Source organism: Paenibacillus sp. NPDC055715 (assembly GCF_053617595.1).
Window position 1 is genome coordinate 23,920 of record NZ_JBSHGA010000015.1, and the last position, 12,115, is coordinate 36,034.

Sequence of the window (12,115 nt, forward strand, 5' to 3'; positions counted from 1 at the left end):
CTTTTTATTATACCGTAAAATCGAATAATGGAAAAACAAATAACCTGCCATAATCTCCCTCAGGAAATGATGACAGGTCTTTTGGCATTCATCTGGTACTTTGTTCTCAATCCCTTTTAACCCAGTTTCGTTTCAGGCTTCATGCTACGCATGCTCTTGGTATTTTTCTTCCGTTGGCTGCGCAGATTGCCTTGATCCGGAGTACGGATAGTGAGCGCAATCAGGAACGATACGACACACAGCACCGCAATCGTGGTAAAGGTCGGGATGAATCCGCCGAGCAAGGCTGCGATAAAGGAACCCGCCAGCGCACCGAGGCCAAAGCCCTGATACACGATACCGTAGTTTTTGCTTTGATTTTTCAGGCCGAAGAAATCAGCTACGATGGCAGGAAAGACTGTAATGTTGCCGCCGAAGCAGAAGGCAATCCCTGCTACACAGGCAAAGAACAAACCGTAATTCAGCGGTACCATACTCAGCACTGTAACTGCGACCGCTGTTGTTAACAGCGCACCCGCTACCACTTTCAGACGACCGACTTTATCCGACAGCGCGCCTAATATGATCCGACCTGCCGTATTGAAAATAGCGACCATAGCTACCGCATTGGCAGCTGTAGCTACATCCAGACCCGCCATCCGTACGCCGATATCTTTTACAACTCCAATCAGATACAAACCGCTCATGCAAGCCGTGAAGAACATGACGAATAACAGGTAAGCCTGCTTAGTACGCAACATTTCTTTAACGGTGTAATCACGCTGCACAACCCCGTTTTGCACCGATGGCTTGTTCACGACCACAGCTTCTCTCACCAGGAAAGAACCACCCACGATCATGATCAGTACGATCATTCCCCAATACAGAAACGCCTGCGATACGCCAACGGACTGAATTAACGAACCATTGATAAACTTAAATATAAGACTGCCCGTTCCGTACGCACCAACCGAGATACCGGAAATGAGTCCTTTTCTCTCAGGGAACCATTTGATCAGATTCGACAGTGATGTAATATAAGCCGTTCCATCCGCAAATCCTACAACAATACCCGCCAAAATGTACAAAAGGGACAGGGAAGTTACCTGCGAGGTGAGCATGAGTCCTGCACCCAACACAACGCCAGCGCACAAAATCAGACGACGTAGTCCCCATTTATCCTGTAGCTTGCCTGCGAATAACGTAGAAAACGCCAGTGCAAAACTGGTAATTGAAAATGTAATGGCGACCGAACTGAGGTTCCAGCCAAAGCGGTCCACCAACGGTTGATTAAATAAACTCCATGTGTAGATTGTTCCTAATCCCATCTGGACAATAATCGTTCCAAGCACGATCAGCAGGCGGTTTCCGCTGTTTGTTTTCATATAAATCTCCTCTTTCCATTCCGACTCTACAGCATCAATTTGTTATCATGATAACCGGGAATCCACTAAGCTTTTCCTTTGGAGGAGCAAGTCTGTAAGGATTCTCTCTACATGGATTATTATAACCCTGCATGTCAGCCAGAAATCGTTTGAGGAATGAAATGCACATATAGCGGAATGAAATGCCTTTAAAGTCGCATAATTTGCCGAAATTCCTTGGCCTTGCTGCGGCTTACCGGAATCTCCGCGTCCAGACCACGCAAACGCAGGAGATACGTATGATTGAACCAAGGTACAATTTCACGGATCTGCGACAGATTAACCGTATAGGATCGGTGACAGCGGAAAAAGTCCTGCTGCGGCAGCCGGGCATGAAATTCCGAAATGCTCATCGGCATCGTATACTCTTCATGTCTTGTAAAGACACGGGTGACCTTTTCCTGTGCGCACGCATAATAAATATCGTTCGCATCGGTCACGATAATTTTGTCGTTTTTCAGCAGATTGACGCGGCCCAAAGCGCTGACCGTGCTTGTTTCAGCAGCTCGAGGCTGTGCAGTTGGGACAGCATCCTGTGACTGAACATTTCGCTGCTCATAGGCATTTTCCAACTTGCGCAGCATGGCGGCGATCCGTTTTTCATCATACGGCTTGAGAATGTAATCGAACGCCTCCAGTTCAAAGGCCTGCGCCGCATGCTCTTTATAGGCGGTCGTAAAAATAATGTAAGGCTTTTTGGCAAACTTGCTAATGTTCTGCGCCAGCAGCATCCCGTCCAGAGAAGGAATGTTAATATCCAGAAAGATGGCGTCCGTCTCATGCACCTGCAAAAAACGGAACACGTCCAGCCCGTCCTCAAAGCTGTCCGTCACTTCAATATGGCTGTGGGTCCGAATAAGATACTCCAGCTCTTCACGCGCCGGAATTTCATCTTCTACAATGATGGCCTTCATGACTGCTCCTTTGGTATGTCAAAATAAACTTCGGTGCCTGGCTCATGCTTGAGAATAATAACCCCTTCTCCATACATGAGCTTGAGTCGTCTATGCACATTATACAAGCCAATTTGTTTGGCCGGAACCCGATCATGATACAGGTTATCCACGACGTCATCCCGTATGCCTACTCCTGTATCTGCCACAGAAATCCGCACCTCTTTTCCCCGATCCTTTACGGAAATGGTCACTGTACCCGGTCCCTTTTTCTTGAGAATTCCATGATTAATCGCATTCTCAACCAGCGGCTGGATGATAAGGCTTGGAATGCGCACGGACACCTCGTCCATCACATACTCCACCTGAAGTCGGTTCCCGAAGCGGGCTTTTTCAATTTCCACGTAATCAGACACCTGCTGAAGCTCCTTATGAATTTCGATCAAATCATCATTCAGCTCCAAATTATAACGCAGATAGCCCGACAAATTAATAATCAGCTCTCGTGCCTTATCCGGCTTGGTGCGCGTCGTAGAGGCAATGGCGTTCAGCGCGTTGAACAGAAAATGCGGATTGATTTTAGTCTGGAGCGCCTTCAACTCGGCTTTATTCGCCGCTTCCTTAATTTGCTCCACACGCGATACTTCCATTAATGTGGAAATAATTTGGGACAATCCAATCGCCATCGTCTGCAACGGATACGTAATTTTATAAGCTTTGCGGTAGTATATTTTCAGAGTTCCGGTCACCTCTCCCCGTTCCTCCAGTGGAATAATGAGCAGAGACTGGATTTGGGGCGTTTTATCGTCGGCAATATGGTTGCGAATTGTGATTTGACCGCTACGGATCGTTGATTTGGTCACATCGCTAATAATCTCGTCGCCGATATGATAACGTTCCTCGCCAAAACCGACGTAGGCCAGTACATCTTTAGTATCCGTAATCGCCACCGCGTCGGCCTTGATATCCTCCTTAATGATCGAGCAAATCGTATGCAAAGACTCAGCATTAATGGAGCGAAAATAAGGCAGCGTCTTGTTGGCAATATCTAGTGCCAGCTTGGCCTGCCTGGCCGCGATATTTTCCTTTTCCCCCTCGACACTCTGAATCAGCAGAACGATCAAACCGACGCTGACTTGCCCGATAATCATTGGCAGACCGATCTTTGAAACGATATCCAAACCAAGATCGTACGGTTGTGCCATCACCAGAATGAGCAGCATCGTCAACGCTTCGCAGATCATTCCTGCGGCGATACCGGCCAGCCATCTCTTGGAACGATTGACCCGGCGCCCAATGTACCCTGATGCCACACCTGAAAGAATACTCGTAATGAGGCACGGAATCGAGGTCACTCCCCCGATATCAATCAAATAACGGTGGATACCCGATACAATACCCGTAATAATCCCGACCCACGGTCCGAACAAGATGCCACCCGCCATAATCGCAATAATCCGGACATTAACGAGCGAGCCTTCGACTTCTATCCCGGTGTACGTGCCAAACAGTGCAAACGTGCAAAAAATCATCGTTAATAGCGTCAGCTCTGCCGGGGAATGGCTGTTCTTTTGCAAGGTTTCCTTAAACCGGGGAATACGGGTAATAAAAAATAGACAAATCAGCAACAACGCTGCGCGTTCAAATAGCTGCATCAGCATTTCCAAAAAGGCGTTCACATGCTTTCCTCCCAAATATAAACCCATTCGTCAAATCTTCTATCACTCTCTCATTATTCATATATTTCAATACCCACCCTGTCATTCCGGGCACGAATACTCGCCTTCCAGACGCGGCAAATACGACGTTCCCTGCAACAAATTCAGGGTACACAGGTTTCCACCCACAATCGTACCGGTTGCTTCTCCTTCGTGAATCGCATAAGGCCCGACATTGCGGTGAAAGATTCGTTGATCCTGATCCAAATACCATGTATCGTCACTCCACTCTGGCGAAGACTGGATTTGAATACTGCCCTCTTCCAACATCATCCTTTAAAAATACGCTGTCGTATATTCATTCCCTTGCTGCATGCCAAATGTCAAAAAACGAGGCCCTGCATACGTGATAAGCCCTGTTTTTGCATATATGGCATGACTTAAAGTAGTAATATCCGAATAACCACATAACCGGTTAGGATCAGCGCCAATCAGTTCATAGTCACCTTCGGATCGGCAAAAACGTTGTGCAAATCTGCTACTCTGGATTCTATTGAGGAAGATGTAAAATCATCGATTTCCAGAACATGTTGCGAAAAGCTCAACGTAAATCCGAGTGCTCCAGCTTTTGCTCGGCAATCAGGCGATCTTTCTCAGAAACGATAGACAAGCTTCTGGATGGCGAAAGAATACGTATCTCGTCTCCAGCCTTTAGTTTGGGCGGTTTCTTTCCCATGATCATGGTCATTCCCCCTATATATACGAAGCATTTAAACTGCCACAAATTATACCATCAACTTCCATCAAATTATAGCTTTTAGAAATACACTCTCAACTCAACCCTCCTTCATTCATCAGTAAAAAACCGGGGATTACCACTTGATAGCGATATTCCCCGGCTCATTAGCCCAATGATGAAGCTATTCAATTACTTGCTTTTGCTGGTTCCGGTATGGCTATTGTCCTCATTCTTTTCCTGCACCAGCTCTTTCAATTGGATAATCAGCGTCTCCAGCTCACCGAAGCCAGCCACCATGTTGGAGGTGATATTTCGTTGCTCCTCCACACCAGCCAAAATTTGTTCCGACGCCGCACTGGCTTGTTCCGTTACACTTGCAAATTCCGTCATCTCCTGAACGACCTGGGATGAGAATTGCTGCATACTGGTCGTACTGGCTTCTACATCCACGGCCTGAAGCAGCACTTTATTGGCATTTTGCAAGATGTCTTCCAGTACAACCTCGGTTGAATGTGCCGATTCCATACTTTGCTGTAATCTTTGCTGGCCGATATCAAATTGACTTACAACCGAATCCATTTGAGTTCTCAGTTGGGTCAAAATGCCCTCCATCGCCACTGAAGTGCTGCCTACCATTTCAGCCAAATGACGTACCTCTCCAGCTACGACGGCAAATCCTTTGCCATGCTCCCCTGCTCTGGCGGCCTCAATGGATGCATTTAGGGAGAGCAAATTAGTCTGCTTCGAAATTCGAGCAATATCGTTAAGCATGGCAGACATGTTATCACTTTGTACTTTAAATTCATCCAATTCTTCCTTGGTACGGCTCATAACCTGACCCAAATCGGAAATTTGGGACGTTAATGCGAGTAGCTGGCTGCTTCCTTTCCCCCCCGCATTTTTAGTATCTTCGGATAGCTGCTTCAGCTCTCTGGAATGACCTGCGACATCACGAATATGCTGATCCGATTGGGACAAGTTATCCGTAACCTCGGTAATATTCGAAGCTTGCATTTCTACACCTTTGGCGACCTCCTGAAAACCGATAGCGACTTCATTCGCCACACTGCCGGTGGCATTCACCTGATTTCTAAAACGCTCGGTAAAGCTATACAATCCAGCCACAGCTTGTCTAACCTGCTCCAGCATAAACTCAATATGCTGCCTCGAATCACTAATAGCCTGATTTTGCTGCTCACTTTTCTGAAACTGCTTTTGATTCAGCACGGATACCACTAGCAGCAGTGAACCAATTAATGTAGCAAGGAAAAACTCATTCACATAGCGTAGCGGTCCGACAGAAGGAAGAATCGCAGGCGTACCGATTGTAATTTGCACAAAAATATTTATTATATTTATGCTTATAGTTACCAGGAAATAACGGTAAGACGGGTACAGCAAAACCAAGGAGGAAATTAAGATCGTGAAACTCACATCTATACTCGACAAGCTATACTCTATACTTATAAATACATTAACAACCGTAATAATCCACGGAATTACACGGATTGCTTTCTTTTTCACATTCAGCACCGTCAGTAATACAGCGAAAATAAATCCTACAACACTAGGTACCAGCATCGAGGGATCAGTCAATGCCGGGGCAATTCCGCTCAAGATCACGACCCAAAAAATAATGATCACCAGTTTGTTTCTTTGCCACATCAATTCATTCGTTCTGTCCATAATGTTTACGCGCTCCTTAGATGAATGGTAGGTATTTTTGTAAAACAAAAAATGTAAATGCCCTACTTTATATATCGTCATATCAGAACGCATATTGAATGAGATCGTACAAATAATTCCAATCACCTTTTATTACCAAGTCATAAAATGACATCATCTCTAGTTGAATACTTCCTCCATTAGAACTCATGATATACAACCTCCTTCAGGTTACCTTACAAATGATTATTCCTCAAGAATCTTGCCTGTTTACCAGTCGTCCTTCAAGATATAAGTCAGAAAGCTGGCAAATATTACTCTTTTCACTGAAACTGACACACGTTTGCATAAAAAAATAGCATTTCTCGAAATCATCGAAAAATGCTATTTCCAAAATGCTATTCACTGTACGCAGGACAACCACCCCTTAAAGCTATCCCGCACGATTGTCGTTGACCAACAGCAAATATTCTTCTCTGCCACTATGAATCAATACCTGCATCACAGATCGGGTCAGGTCTACATCAATATACCGATCGGCCTCGATATCCTTGGCATCCCACTGATTTAGACGGACGATGTAGCCGATACGCCGCACATGAGGAGCCACTTGAATACGCGCTACTGCGCGACCATCATCCAATTCACTCAATTCTACATGTCCGTCCCGGCATCCGGTACCCCATACCCACACATTCCAGCCGGAATATTGTCGATCCGCACGCTCGTAAATCAACTCAACGGTGCGATACAACGATGCTTCTTCGTAGTGACCTGCGATTTCTTGTTTTGTTCCCTCATCCGAACCTTCCAATCCGTTCTCCGCCAGCTCGATCGTCTGATCCTGTCCGGTCAAAAAGGATGGCTGAGCGGTTTTCTCCTGATCATACAGTACCATCATCGACCAGCGCGAAACGATCACACGATGGCCTGCTACTTCATATCGTATCTCATTTCCAGCTCCGTGAGCATCCACAACGACATGCCAGCGATCCGATTCCGCAGGCAGCAGTATCGTCTGCTCCGTATCCGAGCCGTTATAAATCACCACAATATGATTCCAGGCATCACCGTTAGCATGGTGCCTCAATGCAAAAGCTACCACATGCCCGCTGCTGTGCAGTACTTCCATATGCTGCTCCACCAGCTCCCGGCGATCCATCCGGAATGCCGGATGACTGCGCCGTAAAGCGATTAACCCCCGATAGTAATCAAACACGGGACGAAACCTCGCCTTGTTCTCCCAGCGAATAGCATTCACTACATCCACACTACGGTAGCTATTATGGTCTCCATATTTGGAGCGTAACAGTTCATCACCTGCATGGATAAAGGGAATGCCCTGGGAGGTCAGTATCATACCGTTTGCCAGTAAGGATTTTCGTACGGTTTCATCCTCCAGCAATTCATGTTGGTTCACTTCCCGGTACGGGTCTGCTTCCGCCACGGCTTGTTCGGCCGTTCTCCCATCCTGCGGCTGACCCTGCTGCCATTGCGGATAACCGCAGCGCTCCCGCAAATGCCGCACCGTCAAAATTTTATCCCACAGATTGAGATTATCGTGAGCCGTGACATAATTGATGGTCTCCGAAGGTTGAGCCGTAAAATCATGAATAGCGCCAAAAACACCTTTAAGCACCAGTTCCTCCTGATCCCATGCCCCCGTGGCAAAGCCACTTGCGGTACCATCACTGTCACCCTTAATAGCAGAACGGTAGTTGTCATTGAAGACGGCAAAGCCTTTGTCCCGTTGTGTTCCTTTTAACGTAAGCAAAGGCTGCGGGGATTCTCCCCCCGTCCAAGGCTCTCCATAGATAAGCAGATCGGGACGAACCTCAGAGCGAAGCTCCTGTGTAAGCTGCTCCACAGTCGGCGTATCAATCAGTCCCATCAGATCAAAACGGAAGCCGTCTATATGATATTCTTCTGCCCAATAGCGCAGTGAATCCTTGATATACTTGCGAACCATCGGGCGTTCGCTTGCCACCTCATTACCTACACCCGAGCCGTTGGAAAGCTGCCCATGCTCATCCGTACGGTAATAGTAACCTGGTACAACAGGCTCAAAGGGACCTTTTTCCACCGAGAAGGTATGGTTGTACACGACGTCCATAATGACACCGATGCCAGCAGTATGCAGGGATTGCACCAGCAGCTTCAGCTCCCGTATACGCGCCTCCGGGTCAGCCGGATTCGAAGAATAAGATCCCTCCGGCACATTATAGTGCTGCGGATCATAGCCCCAGTTATATTCCGTGCCCTTTTCCGCAAAAACATTCACCGTATGGAAGTCAGCCACCGGAAGTAGATGAACATGCGTAATGCCCAGCTCCAGCAGATGATCCAGTCCGATGCTGTTGCCCGCCATATCTCTTAGCCCCGTATACGTAAAAGCTGCAAACCGTCCCTGTGCGGCAGATAAGCCTTTTTCTCCAGTATTAAAATGTGTATCCATTGAAAAATCACGCACATGAAGCTCATATATAATAGCATCTGTAGCCCGGGCAAGCGTGGGGCCAGCATCCTCTTTCCATCCGTCCGGATGGGTTTGAGCCAAATCAACGATTGCCGTACGCTGTCCATTGGCTGATACCGCTGTCGCATAAGGGTCGGCCGCATAATGAAGGGTGCGGTCTGCCCATTCCAGCCTGTACATGTAATAATACTTGTTCCAGTTACCTTCCAGTTCTACGGACCATACACCCTGCTCATCACGGCTCATCGGATATTCCCGGCCACCGCTATGGTCCTGAACGTTACCTTCCTGGTCGTACAATCCAGCGTTGTCATACAGCGCTACATGGACTTGCTTCGCAGTCGGTGCCCATATTTTAAACATGCTGCCCGCAGGCGTATAAGTAAGACCCAAATCATGGCCTTCATATGTGGGATATGTTGTGTGCTCAAGCTTCTTGAGTTGACTGAAATCAGACATTCCTGTTCACCACCCATTTCTGTACATCGGCTTTCAGCCTCTGTTCATCCATCATTTATGATGTATACGACTTGTCAGTATACCAGGATTTTGCAAATTCTTCACCTATCTAGGCTATCAAAATAAGACAAGCTTGAAAAGTCGGATGATTTCAAATCCAGATGCTGCCTTCATTTCACACGCACACTCCATTTTATGACAAAATCATGAACAGGCTACAGCAGCAGCCCTCCAAGCACCATAAATAATTCCTTTTATCCCTTCACATGCATGTCAAAACCGCCAAAAAGTCAGGACAGCCTTATCATCCAATACCGTCTTTGTAACGTGAGCATTTAGTCGAGAAGCCATCTTGTCATAAGTACAATTTATGTACGAAATCCACCCTCTAAACAAGAGTAAAACACGTAATTACGCTTGCCAACAAAGATAGCAAAAAAATAGCCGCCATGCCCAATCATCGCGACTATTTTTATACAAAACCGAGCGGACAAAAGCCGCCTTATTCAGTTATCCAACCTACATTGCCCCATTATTACTCATTGGCAGTCAACTGCTCGTACTGATCCGCAGACAGCAGCTTGCTTAGTGCTTCCTCTACATCTTCTCCAATCTTTACTTCGATCATCCAACCTTCTTCATAGGGAGACTCGTTCACCAGCTCAGGTGTGCTTTCCAGCGCTTCATTCATCTTCAAGACCGTTCCCGTCACCGGAGCGAACAGGTCGGATACTGTCTTTACCGATTCAATAGTACCAATCTCTGTCCCCTGCTCAATCGTTGCTCCCTCCCCAGGCAGCTCCACAAAAACGATATCGCCCAGTTGATGCTGTGCAAAGTCCGTAATACCGATTCGTACCGTTCCATCCTCTATGCGCTGAACCCACTCGTGTTCCTCCGTGTACCAAAATTGCTGCTTCACTTCACTCATCCTGCTCCGCCTCGCTTCCCTATGGATTAAATGTTTCGCCTACCCATCCGTGACAGGTTAAGGTTATGACAACAAGAACTATCATGTCAATAATACTAACAAAAATATTTCCACTACTTCATATATCGTTCTAATTAAAAATACGACAAGATATAACAAACGCTTACATATCCTAATTTATAAATAAAATGTTTTTGAAAAGATATTGATGACATTTTTGTTGACATTTCGAATGAATTTGCGTATTAATGGGTAATAACAAGTACTTTTGGAAATACCCGATAACTGTAAACGCGGATGAACGTGGAGGGAGAGACTGCCAAAACTCGCATAGCTGTTGCCGCCTGTGAAAACAAGGTAGCAAGCGAGCCGGATCAAGCTGTTACCGGCAGGACCGGATGACGTATAGCTGATCCAAGGGCAGCGCCGAAGGAGTAAACCTGCACCGCAGGTGAATCTCTCAGGCAAAAGGACCTCTGCTGGACGCATCTCTGGAGAGCATTCGCCATACAGGCGGATCACCCAAGGGGAAACCCGGTACACACCGGGGCAACTCTCAGGTATCAAGGACAGAGCTGAAAAAAAGTGTGTGGACTGCCGTCCATACGTTTTTTTTCGGCCTGTCTTTTTTGTTTAGACGATCACACTGGATAGGAGTGAAAAAATGACTAACTTGCGAAAAACGCCGCTGTATTCGTCCTACGGCACGCTGCCGGGGGTTCGTTGCATTGATTTTGACGGCTGGGAGCTGCCTGTACAGTTCAGTGGCATTCAAAAGGAACATGAGGCCGTTCGGCAACGTGCGGGTTTGTTTGATGCATCACATATGGGTGAATTCTTGGTCGAGGGCCAGGAAGCCGAAGCATTTCTGCAACAAGTGACGACGAACGATGTCAGTCAGTTGGAGCCAGGTCAGGCCCAATACTCACTCCTGTGTTACCCGGATGGAGGTGTAGTAGACGACCTGCTTGTTTACTGTAAAGGGTCGGAGCGTTACATGCTCGTTGTGAATGCCTCCAATATCGACAAGGATTGGGATTGGCTGCTCCGCCATGCGCCTGCATCCGTTCATCTGGAAAACGTATCAGATGCGGTAGCACTTCTGGCATTGCAAGGACCTGAAGCTGCTCGTATTGCCGCAGCCGTGACAGACACGGACATTACGAATCTGGCATCCTTCCGATTCAATGAGGATGTGCAATTGTTCGGGGCAAAAGCGCTCGTCTCCCGCACCGGGTACACGGGTGAAGACGGTTTTGAATTTTATGTGCCCGCGGCGGATGCACCGGCAGTATGGGACGGATTGCTTCGCATCGGTGAGCCGTATGGTCTGGTTCCCGCCGGACTTGGAGCCAGGGATACACTGCGCTTCGAGGCGCGGCTGCCACTGTACGGACAAGAGTTGTCCGCTACCATTTCGCCACTGGAAGCTGGTTTAGGCTTCTTCGTCAAGCTGAATAAGGGAGATTTTATCGGCAGTGAGGCCCTGCAACGTCAGAAAGAACAAGGCATTCCGCGCAAGCTGATCGGACTGGAAATGCTCGACCGCGGCATCCCGCGTGCTCATTACCCCGTTTTTGCGGAAGGACAGCAAATCGGCGAGGTCACAACGGGAACCCAGTCGCCCACCTTAAAGCGTAATCTGGGTTTGGCTCTGGTAGACAGCCGTTTCAGTTCCCTATCCACGCCGCTGGAGGTCGAGATTCGTGGCAAGCGCCTGCGCGCCGAGGTGGTAGCCGCACCCTTTTATAAACGCACACGCTGATTTAAATACTCGTCTTACTAGCGATCTTGATCCGTTACTAACCGCTGCGCAGTTGGCAATCGTTTATGAATCATTTGTTAACCGTTTACGTTTTTACGATTTTGTTGGTTGAAAGGAGCCAGACCC

At 47.4% G+C, this 12,115-nt stretch carries 10 protein-coding genes and 2 riboswitches; of the genes, 1 reads left to right on the forward strand and 9 read right to left on the reverse strand.

Annotated elements, in window-relative coordinates:
• Positions 1-116: 116 nt before the first annotated feature.
• The 9 genes from ACWGOO_RS19290 to gcvH all read right to left on the reverse strand — a co-directional run bounded on the left by ACWGOO_RS19290 (position 117) and on the right by gcvH (position 10,224).
• Positions 117-1,364, reverse strand: a complete 1,248-nt coding sequence (locus tag ACWGOO_RS19290; RefSeq protein ID WP_452486062.1) for an L-lactate MFS transporter — start codon at positions 1,362-1,364, stop codon at positions 117-119.
• Between the two features lie 188 nt (positions 1,365-1,552).
• Positions 1,553-2,317: a LytR/AlgR family response regulator transcription factor gene (locus ACWGOO_RS19295; RefSeq protein WP_452486064.1), complete on the reverse strand. Its 765-nt coding sequence runs from the start codon at positions 2,315-2,317 to the stop codon at positions 1,553-1,555.
• Positions 2,314-3,975, reverse strand: coding sequence for a LytS/YhcK type 5TM receptor domain-containing protein (locus tag ACWGOO_RS19300; protein ID WP_452486066.1), 1,662 nt, complete (start codon positions 3,973-3,975; stop codon positions 2,314-2,316). The genes ACWGOO_RS19295 and ACWGOO_RS19300 overlap by 4 nt, the downstream gene beginning before the upstream one ends.
• Before the next feature lie 81 nt (positions 3,976-4,056).
• On the reverse strand, positions 4,057-4,287 hold the full coding sequence (locus tag ACWGOO_RS19305; RefSeq protein WP_452486068.1) for a hypothetical protein: 231 nt from the start codon (positions 4,285-4,287) through the stop codon (positions 4,057-4,059).
• A 3-nt stretch (positions 4,288-4,290) separates the two neighbouring features.
• A complete protein-coding gene (locus ACWGOO_RS19310; protein WP_452486131.1) occupies positions 4,291-4,518 on the reverse strand; it encodes an LD-carboxypeptidase in 228 nt (75 codons plus the stop codon).
• Between the two features lie 37 nt (positions 4,519-4,555).
• A complete protein-coding gene (locus ACWGOO_RS19315) occupies positions 4,556-4,696 on the reverse strand; it encodes a hypothetical protein (protein ID WP_452486070.1) in 141 nt (46 codons plus the stop codon).
• Positions 4,697-4,882: 186 nt separating this feature from the next.
• The gene (locus ACWGOO_RS19320) at positions 4,883-6,379 is read right to left on the reverse strand and encodes a methyl-accepting chemotaxis protein (protein WP_452486072.1); all 1,497 of its coding nucleotides are present in this window, start codon (positions 6,377-6,379) and stop codon (positions 4,883-4,885) included.
• A gap of 412 nt (positions 6,380-6,791) precedes the next feature.
• On the reverse strand, positions 6,792-9,293 hold the full coding sequence (pulA, locus tag ACWGOO_RS19325; protein ID WP_452486074.1) for a type I pullulanase: 2,502 nt from the start codon (positions 9,291-9,293) through the stop codon (positions 6,792-6,794).
• Between the two features lie 535 nt (positions 9,294-9,828).
• Positions 9,829-10,224 carry a glycine cleavage system protein GcvH gene (gcvH, locus tag ACWGOO_RS19330; protein WP_452486076.1) on the reverse strand — a complete coding sequence of 132 codons (396 nt, stop codon included), beginning with the start codon at positions 10,222-10,224 and terminating at the stop codon, positions 9,829-9,831.
• Between the two features lie 297 nt (positions 10,225-10,521).
• A riboswitch (glycine riboswitch) is annotated at positions 10,522-10,710 on the forward strand.
• Positions 10,711-10,807, forward strand: a riboswitch (glycine riboswitch).
• Positions 10,808-10,888: 81 nt separating this feature from the next.
• On the opposite strand from gcvH, the gene gcvT reads away from it, so the two are divergent.
• Complete coding sequence (gene gcvT, locus ACWGOO_RS19335; protein ID WP_452486078.1) at positions 10,889-11,989, forward strand: glycine cleavage system aminomethyltransferase GcvT; 1,101 nt, start codon at positions 10,889-10,891, stop codon at positions 11,987-11,989.
• Positions 11,990-12,115: the final 126 nt, after the last annotated feature.